Origin of the sequence: Photobacterium aquae (genome assembly GCF_001029445.1) — a bacterium.
GTDB classification, from domain to species: domain Bacteria; phylum Pseudomonadota; class Gammaproteobacteria; order Enterobacterales; family Vibrionaceae; genus Photobacterium; species Photobacterium aquae.
This window is the reverse complement of record NZ_LDOT01000006.1, coordinates 220,274-240,318: the sequence shown is the minus strand read 5'-3', so window position 1 is coordinate 240,318 and position 20,045 is coordinate 220,274. Positions and strand designations below refer to the sequence as shown.

Annotated in this window: 18 protein-coding genes; 8 read left to right on the top strand and 10 right to left on the bottom strand. The window is 46.9% G+C overall.

Annotation, left to right across the window (positions count from 1 at the left end; genetic code table 11):
* Positions 1-93: 93 nt before the first annotated feature.
* Entirely contained in the window at positions 94-606 is a 513-nt protein-coding gene (locus tag ABT56_RS06540; RefSeq protein WP_047878048.1) for a hypothetical protein, read from the bottom strand.
* Positions 607-907: 301 nt separating this feature from the next.
* Positions 908-1,759, bottom strand: coding sequence for a hypothetical protein (locus ABT56_RS06535; RefSeq protein ID WP_047878047.1), 852 nt, complete (start codon positions 1,757-1,759; stop codon positions 908-910).
* Between the two features lie 102 nt (positions 1,760-1,861).
* Between ABT56_RS06535 and ABT56_RS24405 the strand changes: the two genes are divergently transcribed.
* Positions 1,862-2,047, top strand: a complete 186-nt coding sequence (locus ABT56_RS24405) for a hypothetical protein (protein ID WP_084722175.1) — start codon at positions 1,862-1,864, stop codon at positions 2,045-2,047.
* A gap of 101 nt (positions 2,048-2,148) precedes the next feature.
* Positions 2,149-3,003, top strand: coding sequence for a pirin family protein (locus ABT56_RS06530; protein ID WP_047878046.1), 855 nt, complete (start codon positions 2,149-2,151; stop codon positions 3,001-3,003).
* 62 nt (positions 3,004-3,065) lie between these two features.
* On the opposite strand, the gene lpxL is transcribed toward ABT56_RS06530, so the two are convergent.
* The 5 genes from lpxL to napA form a co-directional block, all read right to left on the bottom strand.
* Positions 3,066-3,995: an LpxL/LpxP family Kdo(2)-lipid IV(A) lauroyl/palmitoleoyl acyltransferase gene (gene lpxL, locus ABT56_RS06525; protein ID WP_047878045.1), complete on the bottom strand. Its 930-nt coding sequence runs from the start codon at positions 3,993-3,995 to the stop codon at positions 3,066-3,068.
* A 266-nt stretch (positions 3,996-4,261) separates the two neighbouring features.
* Positions 4,262-5,224 (bottom strand): LpxL/LpxP family Kdo(2)-lipid IV(A) lauroyl/palmitoleoyl acyltransferase, encoded by a 963-nt coding sequence (locus ABT56_RS06520; protein WP_047878044.1) that lies wholly within the window; start codon positions 5,222-5,224, stop codon positions 4,262-4,264.
* 291 nt (positions 5,225-5,515) lie between these two features.
* A complete protein-coding gene (locus ABT56_RS06515; protein ID WP_047878043.1) occupies positions 5,516-6,097 on the bottom strand; it encodes a NapC/NirT family cytochrome c in 582 nt (193 codons plus the stop codon).
* Between the two features lie 12 nt (positions 6,098-6,109).
* On the bottom strand, positions 6,110-6,577 hold the full coding sequence (locus ABT56_RS06510) for a nitrate reductase cytochrome c-type subunit (protein ID WP_047878042.1): 468 nt from the start codon (positions 6,575-6,577) through the stop codon (positions 6,110-6,112).
* A gap of 15 nt (positions 6,578-6,592) precedes the next feature.
* Positions 6,593-9,085: a nitrate reductase catalytic subunit NapA gene (napA, locus tag ABT56_RS06505; RefSeq protein WP_047878041.1), complete on the bottom strand. Its 2,493-nt coding sequence runs from the start codon at positions 9,083-9,085 to the stop codon at positions 6,593-6,595.
* A gap of 207 nt (positions 9,086-9,292) precedes the next feature.
* Between napA and ABT56_RS06500 the strand changes: the two genes are divergently transcribed.
* From ABT56_RS06500 to ABT56_RS06480, 5 genes are all read left to right on the top strand, one after another.
* Positions 9,293-9,586, top strand: coding sequence for a winged helix-turn-helix domain-containing protein (locus tag ABT56_RS06500; RefSeq protein WP_047878040.1), 294 nt, complete (start codon positions 9,293-9,295; stop codon positions 9,584-9,586).
* A 361-nt stretch (positions 9,587-9,947) separates the two neighbouring features.
* Complete coding sequence (locus ABT56_RS06495) at positions 9,948-10,592, top strand: DUF2760 domain-containing protein (protein ID WP_157037792.1); 645 nt, start codon at positions 9,948-9,950, stop codon at positions 10,590-10,592.
* Positions 10,592-12,427, top strand: a complete 1,836-nt coding sequence (locus ABT56_RS06490) for an Hsp70 family protein (protein ID WP_047878038.1) — start codon at positions 10,592-10,594, stop codon at positions 12,425-12,427. The genes ABT56_RS06495 and ABT56_RS06490 overlap by 1 nt, the downstream gene beginning before the upstream one ends.
* Before the next feature lie 155 nt (positions 12,428-12,582).
* A complete protein-coding gene (locus ABT56_RS06485) occupies positions 12,583-15,411 on the top strand; it encodes an Hsp70 family protein (RefSeq protein ID WP_047878037.1) in 2,829 nt (942 codons plus the stop codon).
* A 97-nt stretch (positions 15,412-15,508) separates the two neighbouring features.
* Entirely contained in the window at positions 15,509-15,712 is a 204-nt protein-coding gene (locus ABT56_RS06480; RefSeq protein WP_047878036.1) for a hypothetical protein, read from the top strand.
* A gap of 83 nt (positions 15,713-15,795) precedes the next feature.
* Here ABT56_RS06480 and ABT56_RS06475 read toward each other — a convergent pair whose 3' ends face one another.
* The 3 genes from ABT56_RS06475 to ABT56_RS06465 all read right to left on the bottom strand — a co-directional run bounded on the left by ABT56_RS06475 (position 15,796) and on the right by ABT56_RS06465 (position 18,362).
* Complete coding sequence (locus ABT56_RS06475; RefSeq protein WP_047878035.1) at positions 15,796-16,641, bottom strand: hypothetical protein; 846 nt, start codon at positions 16,639-16,641, stop codon at positions 15,796-15,798.
* Positions 16,638-17,492 carry an ABC transporter ATP-binding protein gene (locus ABT56_RS06470; protein WP_053062403.1) on the bottom strand — a complete coding sequence of 285 codons (855 nt, stop codon included), beginning with the start codon at positions 17,490-17,492 and terminating at the stop codon, positions 16,638-16,640. The genes ABT56_RS06475 and ABT56_RS06470 overlap by 4 nt, the downstream gene beginning before the upstream one ends.
* Before the next feature lie 531 nt (positions 17,493-18,023).
* The gene (locus ABT56_RS06465) at positions 18,024-18,362 is read right to left on the bottom strand and encodes a hypothetical protein (protein WP_047878033.1); all 339 of its coding nucleotides are present in this window, start codon (positions 18,360-18,362) and stop codon (positions 18,024-18,026) included.
* Positions 18,363-18,798: 436 nt separating this feature from the next.
* Here ABT56_RS06465 and ABT56_RS06460 point away from each other — a divergent pair, with 436 nt between their 5' ends.
* Complete coding sequence (locus ABT56_RS06460; RefSeq protein WP_053062395.1) at positions 18,799-19,830, top strand: ribonuclease T2 family protein; 1,032 nt, start codon at positions 18,799-18,801, stop codon at positions 19,828-19,830.
* The last annotated feature ends 215 nt before the right edge of the window (positions 19,831-20,045 follow it).

Genomic DNA, 20,045 nt, shown 5'->3' with positions numbered 1-20,045 from the left:
CAATATGTATTTGTCGTAACCGACAATAATCGACAGAACGAAGTAGACAACTTTGTTGTTCGATTATATTGGCTGCTACGTAGCCAAGGGGGGTTAGGCATTTCCCACAAAGCCAACAAATTCCCATTGGGTTGCACGCTTTTCTGAGCTGTTATGCGGTTTTAAAACAACTGGCACTTCGACCCTATCATCCTCGTTGTATTCAACAACTATCGTCCAGTTATCTAATGTTATCCCCTCCCAACCATCAGGTAGCCTCTCTCCAGAAACATAGCCACCAAACGTTGCTTGTAGCATTGATTTTTCATCAAACCGCAGAGGAAGTTCTGGCAAACTATTATGTGACTCAAGAATATTTATCGAAGTATTAAGATCGTTAGAAAGTAAGTCGTCTTCTACGAGCTGAGTGCAATGAAGATGTGCTCTATCTGTCCACTTTTCACCTAAGCCATAGCGCTCTTTATAATCGAGAAATACTCGCTTCAGTAGGACGGGTTCATGGAAATATATTTGAAAGTTGATTTGAATGCCGTAGTCAACCCATTCGTCATAACAGCGGACGTTTTCTCCTATCAGCTTGACTGTAATCGGTTCAATTTCTTGCACATCATTTTGCGGAAGATTTTTTTAGAGATTAGGTCTTTAAAGCTAAAGATTAAACCCACGACAGAGCCTATGATAACAATTATTGGTTCTACATTACTCTCAGGATTTTTTATCCAATAAAGTGCAGAACCGATAATCAAAATAGCTGAAATAATTCTCAAATACACCATTTTCTCCAAACCTAACGACTTGCCATAAAACGCCAGCAACGCATTACGACAATATTTAATTAACTACCATAAACACCAAAGCCAGTTCATACCTAGAATACCAAGCATTGAGGGTCGTTTTGATGACCTTGTTAGCTTTTCTTACCACCAACACTAGATATAACTCTGACACCCAACATGTTTTTTATTGGGGTCAATTCCTTAGGAAAACTGGATTCCAAAGCCAATAAAGTTTGAACATTTTGCGGCTTACCCTGCGTACCAAGCATCGCTTCTGTTACTGCCTGATATTTAACACACTGGAACAAACCACGGTTTATATCTGCTGAGTCTGAAATTCTTGACTTTACTTCCACAGCAACCATTTGTTGTCGATAAGAGAACATTACATCAACAGAATCTCCAGACGGTAAACCAAACTCTATTTCTCCTTTGGGCCAACTATCAGACAAACCGATAGCTGCTGGGTTATTGGCAATATACTCTTTTAGCTCTTTATGTTGCTGACCTTCGCCACCACCTCTTTGCCTTTTTGTAAATTTAGGTAGTTTCGGGAAGTCTGGATACTCAATTCCAAGCTCATCTAAAACCCACAACCAATTAGAGTAAGAAAAAATATTTGCAAGCTGGCTATCAATAACAACTTTTTTCTGCTTATTACTTAATTTCTTGAAGTCTTTCTCGGAGAGAAACCAACCAAAACCTTCACCCGGAAGTTCTGTTGCTTTATTTACGACTAAGCATTGAATTGGTGGAATCTTCTCATCCACTTGTTTTGAAAGCTCAATTAGAGTTGTTCCAATGCAACCTAATACATAATTAAGGTTCCTTGCGTTAGGCATTTCTAGCTCATCGGCAAGATCAGAATAAAATATTGTCTCTCCAATTAATGCTTGTCTTACAATGAGTGGAAGGGCTTTTCTTGCTCTCTGTTGATATAGTTTATCACCCCAAAAACTCTTAGATACTTCTGCTGTTTCCATATTATTTACTCTCTTGAAAAGCTAACGAATGACATGGACTCCCCCTCATCCAGACTCTGCCACACTTGGTGAGTCTGAGTAAGAAAACGTTCGGAGGCCGCCATGTCACTTTCTATCTATGGCATTGATTTAGCCAAACATTCCTTCAGTATCCACGGCGAGGATGCCAATGGCAACACCCTGATCCACAAAACAATATCTCGAGCAAAGGAAATATTGCGTTTGCGCGTAAAGGACTTTGATTTATCGGCCTTCATACTTTCAACCACCTCACCATCTCCTACTTGATGGTTGTTCAACTTTTTCAAACAAGCTGTTCGTTTTTGCCCCCTGTTTGCATCGCACGTTGCTTTCTACACTACAGAAAAGACCCTATTTTGGAGGCAACGATGGCGATCCGGCGTATCAAACAAATCATTCAATCCCATCCATCATCTGATGGCGATGGCGTAAAAATCCAACGCGTACATGGCTTTAATAACCCCAGCTTTTCACCGTTCTTAATGATCGATGAACTGAAATCCATCAACCCTGATGACTATATCGGCGGGTTTCCGCCCCACCCTCATCGCGGTATCGAAACACTTACATATATGCTCAATGGCCATTTCCAACATAAAGACCATATGGGAAACATCGGGGAATTACGAGATGGCGGCGCGCAATGGATGTCTGCGGGAAAAGGTGTCATCCACAGTGAAATGCCGATGATGACAGACAGCTCGCTACACGGCTTCCAGATCTGGATCAATTTGCCTGCGGCCAAGAAAATGCAGCCTGCCCAATACACGGATTTTCAGCCAGAGATGATTACTGAAAAGACATTAGGCCAAAACGGCTTGGTTCGGTTAATTTCAGGCGATCTCACCATTCAAGGCGATACAATTAAAGGGCCATTGCAGCAAACGGGCGTGCCTACCACAATCGCAGACTGGCATGGTGTCAAAGGGGCGAAATTTACCAGTTGTCTCAACCCCGACTTCCAAGCGATGCTCTATGTCTACAAAGGGACAATTGACGTGGAAGGACAAGCGGTGAAAACCGGGCAGCTAGCATTACTCGAACACGGTGAGGGGCTAGCCATCACAAGCGCCAAGGACTGCGGTGTGCTATTGCTCTCGGGGATCCCAATCAATGAACCTGTAGTGCATTACGGGCCGTTTGTGATGAACAGTATGGAAGAAATTGAGCAGGCTATTGAGGATTACCAGCAAGGAATGTTGATCAGCAATGCCAACCCGTGATCGGTAAATAGCAAAACGCCCCAAAGAAAATACTTTGGAGCGCTTTGCTTTTAAGCACAAGATTAATCGTACAGTGACGCTTCGCCTTCCGGGCGGGTTTTAAAGCGTCGATGCAGCCACATGTACTGCTCGGGAGCCTCCATAATAGAACGCTCGATAGCCTTGTTGACATAAGCTGCCGCCGCGTCGGGATCATGATGCGGAAACGCATCTAGCGGCGGATAGACCTTCAAGGTGTATTTCCCAGAGTCAGACTGGCGAACCATGGCAAACGGCACCACTGCGCAATCAGACGCATCCACCAGCAAACTCGTTCCCGTTGTCGTGCAGGCTTTTTCGACGGCAAACAGAGGCGCAAATGATGAACGGCGCAAGCCATAATCGTGATCAGGTGCGTACCACAGCAATTCACCATGACGCAAGGCGTGAAGCATGCCTTTAACGTCTTTACGGTCCACCATGTATTTGTTGGAGCGCACCCGTCCCTTAAACTGGAAATAGTCGTAGCATGGATTGGTATTCGGGCGATAGACCCCCACCCCCGGAGTGCGCATACCGAAAGCACGAGCGCCAAGTTCGAGGTTCATCGAATGGATAGCAACCAAGAGCACCCCTTTTCCCTGAACTTGGAGTTTATGGATATGCTCGATGCCCTCAACTGTCACATGACGCTGGACACGAATATCAGGCCAAAACCATGCCATCGCCGTTTCAAAAACGGCCAAGCCCGTGTTGTCGATATTCTTTTTCACCATCTCGGCACGCTCATCGGGTGACAAGTCAGGGAAACACAATTCAAGGTTTCGCTCGATAACGGCTTTGCGCTTTTTCATAAAATGCATCGCCAATCGACCAAGCCCCTGCCCAAGCCGGAACTGTATAAAGTATGGCAACCAACTAAGCAAATACATCATGCTTACCAGTGCAAGAGCCCCCCAATATCTTGGGTGCAATAGTGACCTGCTAAATGTCGGTGCAGTGAACTTACTCATAAGATTCAATATCCCGTTATAATTATTATTCCGCATACTAGTTTAGCCTTATTGGCCAATAGCGTAGATGAATACTCTTGCGGTATTTTATATTTTATGTCACTGCATTCTATTGCGCCCTAAATATCGATGCAAGACACTGAACTTATGACGTTTAATTTTTCAGCTTGCATTAAGCTAGCGGCTAAAAACCACACAAAAAACGGCAGCAACCTTTCAGTTGCTGCCGTTTCTATGCTTTCTCAAATATCAATCAGATAGGCTGTTTACGCCGTTCGCTCCTTGAGTTCAGGCTCAGCCTTACTGTAAAGGCACGGTTCACCTTCAGGCCGAGTTTTGAAGCGGCGGTGTAACCACATATATTGATCAGGCGCTTCCATAATGGATTGCTCTACGACTTTGTTAACAAAAATAGCCGCATTCTCTGGATCATTACGAGGGAAGTCTTCAAATGGCGGATTGATTTTAATGACATATTGCCCAGAGTCCGATTCACGAACCATAACAAAAGAAGCCACTTCACTGCCACTACTGTCCACCAGCAAACTGGTACCGGTAGTGGTACAAGCCTTATCCACCGCAAACAGCGGAGCAAACGTTGAGCGGCGCAAACCATAATCATGATCTGGCGCATACCAAACCCGGTGGCCGTCTCGCAACGCATTCAGCATTCCTTTGACGTCTTTGCGGTCAATAAGCGTGCGGTTCGATCTTGAACGACCAAAATACTGAACATAATCAAACAATGGGTTATTGTTCGGACGATAAACTCCAGTCCCCGACTTATGAATACCGAACGCACGGGCGCCCAACTCCAAATTCATCGAGTGCACCGCTATAAACACTGCACCCTTGCCTTCTTTTTCGAGTTTCTCAATATGCTCCAACCCTTCAATACGCACATGGCGATTTACTCGAGCATCAGACCAAAACCAAGCCATACCGGTTTCGAAAAGCGCCAAACCGGTGTTATCGATATTGCGCTTCATCATCGCTTGGCGTTCGCTTTCACTGAGTTCGGGAAAGCAAAGCTCCAGATTACGCTCTATCGTGAAACGGCGTTTTTTCATTAGCCCAATGGCTAAACGACCGATCCCCTTCCCCAACCAGCGCTGCACTCGATACGGCAGCCAGCTCAATGCGTACATAACGAAAAGCAGCAGCCATGTCGGCCAGTATCGAGGTAAAAAAAAGGTCCAGGAAAACTCAGGGGCAATAGATTTGCTCATAGTTGGGAATATCGTCAGTTGGTTGCCAGCAGTACAGTATTCATGCTGTACAAAACCAGAAATTAAGAGGCAAGATAATACGCTTACATACATGGAAAAGACAGTACATTCACGCTTATAACACATTTTATTTCTGATATGTTATCTTCTTCGTAAAATTTCAAATAACCTTATGAATATTTAAAATATTTGGCAGTAAAACAATAAAAAAATGACAAAATTGACGCTTTTTCACTCTGCGTATTTTGCCATTTTTCTATGCTTTGCAACCATATTGACGCCGAATTGACATTAAAAACCCTCAACCCCCTTCATATCCGGCAATTGGTGGGCGATCCCCTTATGGCAATCAATACACGTTTTACTGCCATCTGCCAGTGAGCTTGAGTGCTGAGTCATAGCCCGCTGTGACTGCTGGGTAAAGTCCATATAACTGAACTCATGACAATTACGGCACTCCAATGAATCATTGACCTTCATCCTATTCCATTCTCGCTGTGCCATGTGCAACCGACGAGCCTCAAATTTCTCCGGTGTTGATATAGATCCGGTGAGCCAGGCCCACACTTCCTTGGATGCCTGCATTTTACGAGCCATTTTGTCCGTCCAGTTATGAGGAACATGGCAATCAGAACAAATCGCTCTTACCCCGGTTCGGTTAGTAAAATGTATCGTCCCCTGTATTTCCTGATAGACATTATCTTCATGGCAGCTCACACAGAATGTTTCCGTATTGGTAAACTCCATACCTGTATTGAACGCCCCCCAGAAGATCACCCCAGCAATAAATCCCCCCAGTGTTAACAAACCAAGGCTCAAATATTTAGCCGGCGAACTAATGACCTTCCACCATTTTTTCAACCATTGCCACATACGCCTCCCCCCTTACTTCGCATCGAGCAGCGTATTGAGATCGGTAAACGTTGAGCCAACCAGCACTTTGGCATCTGTCTGCACAACATGGCATTGCTCGCAGAAATAACGCCTTGGTGACAGTTCGGCTAAGAAGTTACCGTCTCTGTCCATATAGTGAGTGACACTGATCATTCTCGCCTGCGTATCTTCCACGCGGCTACGCGCATGGCACGACATGCATTTGTTAACCTTTAGGTCAACCTGATAGTTATCGATTTTGTGTGGGATCACCGGCGGCTGCATCGGATAATTCCGCTTGGGGATCCGATCTGTATTTAATGTTTTACTCATTACTGGCGGCTCAGGTTCACCGTTCAGGGCAAAATGACGCAATGTCGCCAAATCATCCCCCGGAACAACGGTGTCGCTCGCCGCAATAGCCGTCACCACGACTATGGGTAAGAATAAAACCAGCACAAGCGTGAGTAGATGTTTCATCGTCAGCTCCTTACCCTAGGCTTTCATCACTTTCACCGCACATTTTTTGAAGTCAGTCTGCTTCGAGAGCGGATCGGTGGCATCTAACGTGACTTTGTTGATCAACTGGCTGGCATCAAACCAAGGCACAAAGACCAAGCCTTGTGGCGGTTTATTACGTCCCCGTGTTTCAACTCGGGTAATTATCTCACCGCGCCTCGATACGACCTTGACCGCATCGCCACGACGAACCCCTCTTGCTTTGGCGTCTTCGGGATGCATAAACACCACCGCATCCGGAAAAGCCTTGAATAACTCGGGAACACGTCGGGTCATCGAGCCTGAATGCCAGTGCTCGAGTATCCGCCCAGTCGAGAGCCATAAGTCATATTCTTCATCAGGGCTTTCGGCGGCGGGCTCATAGGGCAAGGCATAGATCACAGCCCGCCCATCCGGCTTGCCATAAAAATCAAAGCCACTGCCCGGCTTTACATAAGGATCCGAACCTTCTCGGTAACGCCACAATGTCTCCTTACCGTCCACAACTGGCCAGCGCAAGCCTCGTGTTTGATGGTACATTTCAAAAGGTGCGAGATCATGGCCATGCCCTCGGCCAAACTGGGCGTACTCTTCAAACAAGCCTTTTTGAACATAAAAGCCATAATCTGTTGATTCATCGTTGCTTTGTCCTTCCGCAATCTGCTCCAACGGAAATTTGTTCACGTTGCCGTTAAGGTAGAGCACATCAAACAGCGTCTTGCCCTTATAATCGGGATTGGCATCAAGGATCGCCTTCGGCCACACTTCATCGGTGGTAAACCGTTTCGAGAACTCCATCAATTGCCACAGATCAGACTTCGCCTCCCCCGGGGCATCCACCATTTTGTGCCACAGCTGGGTCCGGCGCTCGGCATTACCAAAGCCACCTTCTTTTTCTACCCACATTGCAGCCGGCAGGATCAAATCTGCCGCCTGCGCTGTCACTGTCGGGTAGGCGTCCGATACCACAATGAAATTCTCGGGATTACGATAGCCCGGTAAGGTTTCTTCATTGATATTGGCACCAGCCTGTAAATTGTTGTTTACCTGAATCCAGTACACATTGATCTTGCCATCCTTGAGCATCCGGCTTTGCAGCACCGCATGCGCCCCAACCTTGCCGGGAACAACCCCCTCGGGTAAATTCCAGATTCTCTCGGCCGTCTTACGATGCTCGGGGTTAGCCACTAACAAATCGGCCGGCAAACGGTGGGCAAATGTCCCCACCTCACGCGCCGTACCACAGGCTGAAGGCTGGCCGGTTAATGAAAACGGGCTATTGCCGGGCGTCGAAATTTTCCCGGTCAGCAAATGAATGTTGTAGACCATGTTGTTACACCATACACCGCGTGTATGCTGGTTGAACCCCATCGTCCAAAACGAGGTGACTTTGGTCTTGGGATCAGCATAGAGCTCCGCCAACTCAACCAAACGGCTCTCTGGCACTCCGGACATTTTCGCGACTTTCTCTGCGGTATACTCCGAGACAAATTGCTTGAATTCGTCAAAGGTCATGGGCTCAGAATCACCGCTATCAGGGTTCTTGGCCTGTTTCTGAAGTGCATTTTCCGGCCGCAGACCATAACCTATGTCAGCCGCTCCACGCCGAAAGTTAACGTGCTTATCAACAAACTCTTTATTAACCCTGTCGTTAGTGATGATGTAATTGGCAATGTAATTGAGGATGGCAAGATCAGTTTGGGGGGTAAATATCATCGGGATATCGGCCAGCTCGAAACTTCGGTGCTCGTAAGTCGATAGCACGGCAACCTTAACCTTTGGATTCGACAGACGGCGATCCGTCACGCGCGTCCAGAGAATAGGATGCATCTCGGCCATATTGGATCCCCAAAGCACAAAGGCATCCGCCGCTTCTATATCGTCGTAACACCCCATCGGTTCATCAATACCGAAAGTGCGGATAAACCCCACCACCGCCGAAGCCATACAGTGACGGGCATTAGGTTCGATATTGTTCGAACGGAATCCCGCTTTCATTAACTTCGATGCCGCATAGCCTTCATATATTGTCCATTGGCCAGAGCCAAACATGCCGATAGCTTCCGGCCCTTTTTCCTTCAAGGTCGCTTTCCATTTTTCCGCCATAATATCGAAAGCTTGATCCCAACTTATCGGAGTAAAATCACCTTCTTTGTCATACTTCCCCTCTTTCATCCTCAGCATCGGCTGGGTCAGGCGATCATCACCGTACATGATCTTCGAAAGGAAATAGCCCTTAACACAATTAAGCCCCCTGTTTACTGGTGACTTAATATCACCGTGGGTCGCGACAACCTTGTCATCCTTCACCCCCACATTGACCGAGCACCCTACACCACAAAAACGGCATGGCGCCTTCTGCCATGTTATTTGTGTCTTACTTGCATCCGTTACAACATTGCTGGCAATAACAGGAATCGAGATCCCTGCAGCGGCTGCCGCTGTCGTCGCAGCTTGAGCCTTAAGCCATTGACGCCGAGAACACTTCATCACTGCCTCACTTTGCTTCTCGTCATTTATTGTTTAAATCTAGTTAGCTTCTGAGAATTTGCGTCAAAATTGCTTTTACCCAGGCAATGGAATGACTCGCGGCAATATCCAACTTAATGTACCTTGGGTATAGGATCTAACGACCTTAGCAAGCTGTAATAGCGCAGCACTGGCATTTGATGAAAGACGGAATAGCGGAATAACGGAATGACAACGAACAAAACCCAAAGCAGCTTCTACCGACGACTCTACATCGCCCATCTTATTGACCAAGGTGTGGCAACTGTTCCCGATATCATCAACGTCACAGGCATGCCACGGCGAACAGCCCAAGACACCATTAAAAGTCTGGCCGACCTTGGTATTATCTGCGAATTCCAACAGACCGAAGGAGCCCGAAACCGAACCGGGCGTTATGAAATTATTGACTGGGGCGCGATAAATAAGCGGTGGATCATAGACAACCTTAGCGAAATCAAAGCAATACTTAACTACCCTTAAGGCAATCTTTGCCGCTCTGCCTATAATTAAGGCGATATACCTAAGCTGGTCGTTTATTCTGCAAGATGAACAGATCACAACACACAATCGATAAGGTAGAGACAAACCGCAGATAGGAAATATAACTATCTAGTTAGAATGGATTTATCAGAATAACATGCAGATGAGGGCAATATGACAGCACAATGTCAGGTTTTGGTGATGGTATTTTAAACGCCCCCTTCACTAAATCCTTTAAAATGACCAAAATTTCTGGCCTGTAAGGTGTAAACAAGCTTGTTTATGATACTATTCGACCCAATTTATGAATGAAATCTCATCGGTAGAGAGAACACAAAATATGGCTTTTGATTTTTCAAATTTGACTGTCGACTTATCGGCAATGCCTACAACAATTGACATGGGCCACGCATGGCTCGCTGGCCTGCTGGTTGTCATGGTCATCCTTTATATTGCCAAAAAGGGCAAGCCGGTCGAAATTGAGAAAATTGTCGAAGTAGAAAAAGAAGTCGAGAAAATTGTCGAGGTTGAAAAGCCTGTCGAGAAGATTGTCGAAGTCGAAAAAGTTGTTGAAGTTGAGAAAATTGTCGAAAAGATCGTTGAAGTAGAGCCTAAGCTCAAAACGACAACGCCTGATTCGGCACTTCAGCTTCTGTCTCTGCTTCAGCAAGAAGCACGCTTTATTGATTTTATGCAGGAAGATCTGAAAGGTTTTGCCGATGCAGAAATCGGTGCAGCGGCCCGAGTTATCCATGAAGGCGGCCAGAAAGTACTGAACGAATACTTCAGCTTTGCACCTGTACGTGATGAAGAGGAAGAAACACGTATCACTCTACCGAAAGGCTTCAACGCATCTGAAGTTCGCCTGACGGGTCACGTTGTTGGCGAAGCACCATTTACCGGAACACTCATCCACCGCGGTTGGAAGGTTACTGACGTCAAACTGCCTAAACTGGCTGAAGGCCATGACGCACACATCGTTGCCGCCGCTGAGGTAGAACTGTAATGCAAGAAACACAAGAACACCGTTACAGTGTAGGTATCGACCTAGGTACTACACACTGCGTACTATCATACGTTGACCTGCAAGACGAGAATGCGTCTGTCAATGTTATGCCGATTGCCCAGCTAACAACACCGGGTAACGTCGAAGATAAAAACCAGCTACCATCATTCCAGTACCAGCCTCATGAATCTGAGCTTGCTGAGGGCGATACAGCCCTGCCTTGGAATACCCAGCCAACCGCGATTGTCGGTGCAATGGCACGCAACCTTGGTAGCAAAACACCTATCCGCCTGATTGCGAGTGCGAAAAGCTGGCTATGCCACGGTGGTATCAACCGCCGTGACGCATTCATGCCACTCAACAGCCCGGAAGAAGTCATCAAGGTGTCACCGCTTGAAGCAACCCGCAACTACTTGGCACACCTTGCCGATGCTTGGAACTTCAACCACCCTGACACACCGCTGTTTGATCAAGATGTCACCATCACGGTACCGGCATCATTTGACCCAGCCGCCCGCGAACTAACAGCGGAAGCTGCGCGCGAAGTGGGCTTCAAGCACATGACCCTGCTAGAAGAGCCACAGGCAGCCGTATACAGCTGGCTGAAAAACAACGAAGACAACTGGCGTGACCAAGTGTCTGTCGGCGATGTGATTTTGGTCGTCGATATCGGCGGTGGTACCACCGACCTTTCGCTAGTTGCCGTGACCGAAGAAGATGGCAACCTGATGCTTAACCGCGTTGCCGTCGGCGATCATATCCTGCTGGGCGGCGACAACATGGATCTTGCCCTTGCCTACCGCCTGAAAATGAAGCTGGCGCAAGAAGGCAAGCAGCTGCAACCTTGGCAGATTCAGGCTATTACCCATGCCTGCCGCGATGCCAAAGAAGCCCTGCTAAGCGATGCAGACGTTAAAGCTGTGCCAATCGTCGTACCAAGCCGCGGCTCCAAGCTACTTGGCGGTACGCTGCAAACTGAACTGACCCAAGAAGAAGTTCAGCAGACACTGGTTGAAGGTTTCTTCCCTCGCAACAGCATTGAAGAACACCCTGTAGAAATGCAGCGCGGCGCACTGACCCAGATGGGTCTGCCTTACGCACAAGATGCCGCAGTATCACGTCATGTTGCTGGTTTCCTTAGCCGCCAGTCATCTGCCGTTGACGAGCTATTCGAAAAATACGAGCAGCTTCACGAAGGCTTCATCCGCCCTACCGCGATTCTGTTCAACGGTGGTGTGCTGAAATCTGATCTACTGGCAGATCGCCTGCTGTCTATCATTAACAGCTGGCTAACAAACGCCAATAGCCCAGAAGCAAAACGCCTACAAGGCTTAGATCTCGACCTAGCGGTTGCGAGCGGTGCGTCGTACTACGGTTCTGTTCGCAAGGGCAAAGGTGTTCGTATCCGTGGTGGTATTGCAAGCAGCTACTATGTTGGCATCGAAAGCGCCATGCCGGCAATTCCGGGCATGGAGCCACCTGTTGAAGCACTGTGTGTTGCGCCATTCGGTATGGAAGAAGGCACACAAGCAGATGTTCCAAGCCGCGAATTCGGTCTTGTTATCGGCCAGCCGGTACAGTTCAAATTCTTCGGTTCGACGGTTCGCCGCGAAGATCCAGCTGGTACGCACCTTGACTGGTGGCAGCCAGAAGAGCTTGAAGAATTGCCAGCGATTCAGGTTACCCTGCCTGTCTCTGAAGGCCGCACTGCAGGACAGGTTGTTCCGGTTCGTTTGGCGTCTCGCGTCACCGAGCTAGGCACGCTATGCCTAGAGGCCATCGCCACTGACAACGACCAGAAATGGCAAGTGGAATTTGAAGTCCGCGAAAAATAAGCACATAACGGCACCTTCGGGTGCCGTTTCTTTATCCTTCCCATGTCATGTTATTGTTCGCGAATAACCAATATTTATACCTAAAACAAGCAATTGACACCGGCTTGCGTATATAATCGAACGTTCAATAATGTAACTTACTCTTGGAGTAATGAATGTCTTCCCCGCGTTATCTTGTCGGCATTGACCTAGGAACAACCCATACGGTTGTTGCCTATGCCCCTATCTCAGACAATCTTGAATCAAGCCCGATCCAGATCTTTGACATCGACCAGTTAATTGCCCCCGGCGAAGTCGCCCGTAAGCCCCTACTCCCCTCTTTCCGCTACCATCCGGCTGAAGGTGAAATCGATCCAAGCCAAATGGTACTCCCGTGGGATCACCAACCCGTGGCCGGTGATATTCGCCACGCAGTGATCGGCGAGTTGGCCCGTGAGCTAGGAGCCAAGGTAGAAGGCCGGCAGATTGTCAGTGCCAAGAGCTGGCTGTCACATACCGGCGTCGACCGAAGCGAAGCCATTCTTCCTTGGTCGTCGACTCAAGGCGTCACCAAAGTGTCGCCTGTCGTTGCCAGCGCAAGCTATCTGAATCATGTCCGACAAGCGTGGGACTACCATCACCCAAGTGACAAATTATCCGAACAAGATGTCGTGGTTACCGTTCCAGCATCTTTTGACGAAGCCGCCCGGGCGCTCACCTTGGAAGCAGCCGCACTAGCCGGACTGCCCAATATTGTCTTGCTCGAAGAGCCACAAGCCGTCTGCTATGACTGGTATGCCAGCAACAAGCATCAAGCTGATACCCTACTGCAGGATATCCCCCTTCTTATGGTGTGCGATGTCGGCGGCGGTACGACCGACCTTAGCCTAATCCAAGTTGGTAGCAAAGACGGCAACCTGACCCTAGACCGTATCGGGGTCGGCGACCACCTCATGCTAGGTGGTGACAATATCGACCTTGCCATTGCCCACCTTGCTGAACAGCGACTTCATGGCGGTGCTAAAAAACTCAGTGCATCTGGACTATCCAAACTGATCCAGCAGACTCGGAAAGTGAAAGAATCGCTCCTATCGGGCAACGCGCCAGATACAGCCAAAGTAACCATGTTAGGCAGTGGTTCGCGTCTTATCGGCGGCAGTAAGAGCATCGATATCACAAAAGATGAAGTCCACCAAATTGCTCTTGATGGCTTTTTCCCACTTACCGCATTCGATGATCAGCCAAGCCAGCGCCAAGCCGCCGTGGTTGAATTCGGGCTACCTTACGCTGCGGATCCCGCAATTAGCAAACACCTAGCCCAATTCATCGCCTTGCATGATAACGTTTGTCGTCACTCTCTTGCCGAAGGCGGAGTCGTAATTGAAGACGGACAGCCTGCCATCCCTGTCGCCGTATTGTTAAACGGTGGCGTATTCAACAGCCCATTGTTGGCAGAGCGGGTTCTGAGCACCTTTAGCGCATGGAGAGGTGACAACGTCACCCAGTTGTGCAACCCTCACCCCGATCTTGCCGTCGCCTATGGCGCCGTCGCTTATGCCAAAGCACGTCATGGTGCTCAGCTCAAAATTGGTGGTGGCTCGGCACGTTCGTTCTTCCTTGTGCTTGAAGACAAGAAAAAATCCAAACAAGGTTTGTGTATCCTGCCCAAGGGATTGGATGAAGGCACCGAGATCCGGCTCAAAAACCGCAAATTTGCGCTAACCCTCGGCGAACCGGTACGTTTTAACCTTGTTTCATCCACCGATGATGCCCATACCCAGGCTGGTGAGATCCATACTATTGATCATGAAAGTTTCATTTCACTGCCACCATTTATCGCCACACTGGACAGTGAACGCGATCGTGCCGAACTTGCGGCCAACCAAAAGGATCGCGAAGAAGTCACCCTCGCCTGCCAGTTGACCGAAGTCGGCACCCTACAACTAGAGTGCGTTAGTACCCTAGACGAAACCAAGCGTTGGAAAGTAGAGTTTGCCATCCGCAAGGATCTTGCCAAAATTAACCGTGACGGCAGCACCCTTGCTCAGTCAGCCCTGCCTGATCGTATTGATGATGCAATTGATCTCATCAAACAAGCATATGGCGGCAGTACGAAGAACGTCGATGACAAGACAATCAAAACCCTTCGTAGCCGTTTGGATAAAATGCTCGGTAAGCGTGATAACTGGGATACACCTTGTCTGCGTGCTCTTGCTGACTCACTGATCGACAGCCGTAAACGTCGTCGTCGCTCAGATATCCATGAACGCAACTGGTTAAAACTGGCTGGTTTTACAATGCGACCAGGCTTTGGCTACCCTGCCGATGAATGGCGCATGGAACAGGTATGGTCACTGTATCAGCATGGTATCCAGTTTGATAACCAAACCCAGACATGGAGCGACTGGTGGACGTTCTGGCGAAGAGTCGCAGGTGGGCTAACCCAAGAGCAACAACTGGTGATCTACAAAGACATCGCCAAGTACATCAATCCAGCGGCTACCCGCAATGGCAAACTGGCCAAAGAGATGCAAGAGCGCAGCTATGAGGATATGGTTCGTCTGGCGGCATCATTGGAACATTTGCCTTTCGACAAAAAGCTCCAGCTGATTGAATGGATCTTCGGACGACTGCAAAAACCTCAGTTTGCCCAAGCACACTGGTGGGCTATCGGCCGTATCGCAACACGCAGCCCTTTCTATGGCAGCGCACATAATTTGCTTACACCTCAACATATTGCATACTGTTTACCTGAGCTCATGGAGTTTGACTGGCGCGATGATCCCAATATCGCTTTTGCGGCGGTAATGATGTGCAGAATGACCGGTGACCGCACCTTGGATGTGGATGAAAATAGCCGAAATGCTGTAATTGAGAAGCTAAAAGCAAGCAAAGTACCGGAAAGTTGGATAGAGATGGTGTCGACGGTGAAGATCTTGACGGAAAGTGAAACTAAGCGAGTATTTGGTGACGCGCTACCAACAGGATTACGCTTGCTCGATTAAGGTTCTGTTAGGGTTCGAATGGTAATCTCGAAGGATAACAAATAACAAATGCTTTTATTTTGATTGGCTAACACCATTTTGCCTAGCGAGTACAACCATGAACCGTTCACAATACCAAATTATCGCCCAGCGAATCTTCAAGTCAGAGAATCAACGTGTCGCAGTTGCAGCAGTTGTCTTTGACGGTATCTCAAGCTACGAAGCCGAGAAGCGATTTGATGTCCCTAAAGGCACCCTGTCGCGCAATGTTCGTAAATACAAACGCGAAGTTGAATATCTGCAGAACATTGCAACTGCTTGAAGTGCGTTTATACTCACTGACTAAAAAGGAGAGCCTGTGCTCTCCTTTTTCTCAATTGCTTATTCACAATTGCTTCAAGCTGACTAACCCATTCTCAGAGCATCATCAGTACCGCGCAGGTAACAACTCCCCGCAAATAATACAGCCCCGGCGAACAGCATCAATATATTAGTCATTATGCCGTTGGCAAGATACGATGCCACAGGATGTTCCCCCGTCAGGACCTGAAAAGGCTGCCAGTAAATATCAGACAAATACTGCCCCCATTCACCCGAGCCACTCACTTGGTAGAATACAATTTTCAACACCACTACAACGACGCATACCACTAAAATGGGATGCCTCGTCAACTGTGACAATGCAAACAAACCACAGGCAAACGGAAGTAGCGATACGCTAACCATCGCCATGCGGCCAATAAATTCAACCCAGTGCAGCATCAACCCCGTCAACGTAATATGATATGTAGCCATCATATCCGTAGGCAGCCACCAGGTTGCAAGAATCAAGACAATGGCATCGGCAAACAGCAAGAACAGTGATGTGATCAGCGGAACAAGCACAAGAATAAAAACTAACTTGGCGCCCAGCATCATTGAATCTGCAACGGGCATCGAACGCCAGAAAAACAGACTGCCCTCTTGCTTCTCCTTTTGCAGCGTTTTGGGGGTATAAATCAAAAACAACACAAAATATATAATGCCGGCGACAACCTCGTTAAGTTTTCCGATAAACCCGGCAAACATCCCCGTCGTCGCTGATAAGCTTATAGTGCTATCGCCTGAGGTCTCCCAAGACATCGAAAAGTTATTGCCGTAAACAACAAAAACAAAATTGACCACAGAGAGCAACGCAAGAAAAAGCGGCAACTTCCAGACAATCGAATACTCAAGCAGTTCTTTTTTTATTAATGGGAAGAGCTGTTTCATTCTTGCTCCTGCTGTAACGCAACAAACAATTCAACCAAGGATACTGAGCTTACACTGCCGATCTGAGCCAGCTGCTCTTTGTCCTCTAACCTAAAAATACCCTGTAATGTCTCGATTCCTTCTTTAATGTGCAATGGCTCTGCCGCCAATAATTGGCTACGCTTTTCACGCGGACAACTCACTTTCGCATAACGAGAGACGACTGCCGGCAACTCTCCGGTTTCTATCACCCTACCTCGTTTCAGCATTAAAACGTGCGTCAGCAAATGCGAAATATCATCCACATCATGACTTGCAATAACCACCGAGCGTTTTCCGGCATGAAACCATTTAACAACATTCTGATAGAAGCGTTCCCGATACATAAGGTCTAACCCCAACGTCGGCTCATCTAAAATCAGCACTTTGACATCAGTTGCCATAATCAAAGCGAGGTGTAACTGGAGCTTCATGCCTTTCGACAAACGAGCCACCTGCATTTTAACGCCGATATCCGTCTCTTTTAGGTATTCCTCAACCTTGTTACGCTTAAATCCAGGATGAAGACCTGCAACATAATCAATAAGCTGGCTTACCTTCATCCATCCGGGCAATATTGCCGCATCAGAAAGATACGCAAGGTGCCGAACAATCTCGACCCTATCTTTCCTCGGCTCACAACCCAGTACAACCAACTCGCCTTTAATATCATGTACACCAAGAATCGCATTAATCAACGAAGATTTCCCGGCACCATTATGGCCCAGTAAGCCTAGTATCTGCCCTGGCTCTAATACGAAATTCACATCGTTCAGCGCATGAAACTTGCCATAAGACTTACTTAACTGTTTTGCTTGAATCAGGGTTTCCACTCGATTAATTCCACCGTAGTCCATCTTAGGTATTCATCAGCACAGTTGTCTCTGTGCATTACCAATTCTGAATATACCTAAACTAAATCAAGATACTAGTTTCAAAGCAAGGAGAAAGTATGCCTTTTAGATAAAGTCCTCGATCATGATGTAATAACGTATATCTTTAAATCACTAGATATACCACTGACTGAATTTACCAAACATTTTTCATATTCAGCATTATACCCAAACTCCATCAGCAAGCTCGTCCATGCCGATGTGTAAGAGGACATTAAGCCATTGATTTGTAGGCAGTGCAGACCGCTACTGGATATACAGAATACAAGGATGGAATAACGAAGGTTGCGCACCAATCTCTTGGTGCGCAAAGAGGCAATCACAAATATCGACACCGAGTCATAATGCTCAGGTATAATTTAGGCGAAGAACACCCTAGCTAGACGCTATATTTCTACTCATTTACTGGGTCGTTATTATTTGCGAATTAAATCGCAATACTGCTGAAAGACCAACAGTATGAAACAGGTATTATAAGGCTTCGTCCTGTTCGGCAAATAACTCTTCTGGATGAACGCCGTCTTTTTCCATAAGAGCCAGAATTTCAGTCATTCGTACCTGACGCGCTTCTTCTTTAAATTCATGAAGAACAGCAATCAAATTATTGATTTTCTGAATTGGCATACGCTTGATTACCGCTTTTTGACGACCTGGTACTTCGTCTGCGAAATCAATTAGGACTTGGCGATAATCAACTCGCTCTTCCTTCACAACACCGGTTTTAGTATCAACAGATACTGAACCATTCTTTTGTTCAACACCTTTCAGCATCGCCGCAAGCGCCTTTTCGGCAGCCGCAAAATTATCCATGAATTATACCTCTAAAATCGAAATCACGTTGGGAGCAATTAAATCGATTTTATCGACATGAAATTGTGGAAGTACTCCGAGCATGATAATCGAAATATACAATGAATAGTTACATCAACAGATGTGTAGTAATTCGCAAAAAATGTCACCTGAACATTATCGTGAAAGGATAAGACACTAAACAGGATCGATCTAGTGCGACCAAAATGGTAGATAGGCAGATAATACCTCTAGTTTGAACCCTTGTGAACACAAATCTAATAAAATTCACAACAATTCAGTTTAGGGAAAGGTCTACCGTCAAACCATACTGACAAAAACTGACGCATTTTTAAAACTATCAGCTTGTTTTTTAAGTTTGGTTCACACTTTTCTATTTGGCAATAGTCGGACATAATTTGAGTCTCACCATTACTCACCCAACAGACGGCAATCTATGCATCCTTTACTTTCGGTGTTCTCGTGGACAAGGCTTAGCTCAACACAGGCTCGATACGCAGCTTGTATACTTATCAGTGGCTTAGCTCTACCCTCAACAGGCTTAGCCTCGGTAAAAATCGATACCCACTTCCAAGCGACACAGGCCTGCCCTGCCTATCAGTCGTTTCGCAAACAGAGCAACCCAAATAATATCCATACCCAAACAGGTACACGCTATCAGGCATATCTACTTAATAAACCCGATGGTGACTGGGTACAGCTTAAATTCAATGACGCTACCCCGCCACTTCGTTGGGTTAATCGTTCTTGCGGCCAATTAGGCTCGATCTCTAGCCCTCCAGCTAACGTCTCCACTAAAACAACAAACCACAACAATAAACAATGCGATGTCGCAAACCAACATGACTCCTATGTTCTTGCAGTAAGCTGGCAACGTGGATTCTGCGAACACAGCAATGCGGCCAACAATAAACCTGAATGCAAGGCACTGAACAATAACACGTTGAGTATTGATCATCTCACCTTGCACGGTTTATGGCCCAACCGTGCTTCCTGCGGAATAAAGTACGGGTATTGTGACCCAAACAATAAGCTATCACTCAAACCATCGACGATTGATGCCATTGCCCCGTGGATGCCGAATTTTTTGTATCAACAAGACTTTGGCGCATACCAATGGAAAAAGCACGGAGCATGCCAAGCCCTTGATGATGATAGCTATTTCCTTCTTGCTGCTGATCTCGTAAAACGCGTTGATGCTTCTGCAATCGGTCAATATATTAAGCACAATGCAGGAGAGCGAATCTCAGTAAAGAAGATGCAAACAGAACTACAACGTCAACTAGGCCAAGATACTGTCCGCAGGATCCAATTGTCATGCTTGAAAAAGCGCTATCTTCAAGAAGTCAGGATCTCACTCCCTTTGGATATTGAAAACAATTCATCTCTCGAAACGATGCTTGGCCAAGCGAAGCCCATGAAAAATTTCAGAGGAAATTGTAGCGCCACAATCGTCATTGAAGACTAACAAACCTTTGGGTTACCTCAAGGTATTCATTTAAACGACACCGTTATCTATTCTCATAAACGGCATCGCGCTACCTTGAGGTAACCGTTTAAACATCACCGAACATGATGTTTTTATCGCCACACAATCATATTCAACAACAAGAAATGAGAGCTTTGCATGAATTCTGAAATTCAATCCCTTGCTTTATCACCCTTGTTAGGTAGAATGATTTT

What these genes read in the sequence shown, in the direction of transcription:
- ABT56_RS06500 (WP_047878040.1), top strand. Translation starts at nt 9,293, where the DNA reads ATGACAACGAACAAAACCCAAAGCAGCTTCTACCGACGACTCTACATC.
- ABT56_RS06465 (WP_047878033.1), bottom strand. Translation starts at nt 18,362, where the DNA reads ATGGATAATTTTGCGGCTGCCGAAAAGGCGCTTGCGGCGATGCTGAAA.
- ABT56_RS06510 (WP_047878042.1), bottom strand. Translation starts at nt 6,577, where the DNA reads ATGAAACATCTACTCACGCTTGTGCTGGTTTTATTCTTACCCATAGTC.
- napA (WP_047878041.1), bottom strand. Translation starts at nt 9,085, where the DNA reads ATGAAGTGTTCTCGGCGTCAATGGCTTAAGGCTCAAGCTGCGACGACA.
- ABT56_RS06475 (WP_047878035.1), bottom strand. Translation starts at nt 16,641, where the DNA reads ATGAAACAGCTCTTCCCATTAATAAAAAAAGAACTGCTTGAGTATTCG.
- ABT56_RS06520 (WP_047878044.1), bottom strand. Translation starts at nt 5,224, where the DNA reads ATGAGCAAATCTATTGCCCCTGAGTTTTCCTGGACCTTTTTTTTACCT.
- lpxL (WP_047878045.1), bottom strand. Translation starts at nt 3,995, where the DNA reads ATGAGTAAGTTCACTGCACCGACATTTAGCAGGTCACTATTGCACCCA.
- ABT56_RS06480 (WP_047878036.1), top strand. Translation starts at nt 15,509, where the DNA reads ATGAACCGTTCACAATACCAAATTATCGCCCAGCGAATCTTCAAGTCA.
- ABT56_RS24405 (WP_084722175.1), top strand. Translation starts at nt 1,862, where the DNA reads ATGTCACTTTCTATCTATGGCATTGATTTAGCCAAACATTCCTTCAGT.
- ABT56_RS06535 (WP_047878047.1), bottom strand. Translation starts at nt 1,759, where the DNA reads ATGGAAACAGCAGAAGTATCTAAGAGTTTTTGGGGTGATAAACTATAT.
- ABT56_RS06485 (WP_047878037.1), top strand. Translation starts at nt 12,583, where the DNA reads ATGTCTTCCCCGCGTTATCTTGTCGGCATTGACCTAGGAACAACCCAT.
- ABT56_RS06515 (WP_047878043.1), bottom strand. Translation starts at nt 6,097, where the DNA reads ATGTGGCAATGGTTGAAAAAATGGTGGAAGGTCATTAGTTCGCCGGCT.
- ABT56_RS06530 (WP_047878046.1), top strand. Translation starts at nt 2,149, where the DNA reads ATGGCGATCCGGCGTATCAAACAAATCATTCAATCCCATCCATCATCT.
- ABT56_RS06490 (WP_047878038.1), top strand. Translation starts at nt 10,592, where the DNA reads ATGCAAGAAACACAAGAACACCGTTACAGTGTAGGTATCGACCTAGGT.
- ABT56_RS06460 (WP_053062395.1), top strand. Translation starts at nt 18,799, where the DNA reads ATGCATCCTTTACTTTCGGTGTTCTCGTGGACAAGGCTTAGCTCAACA.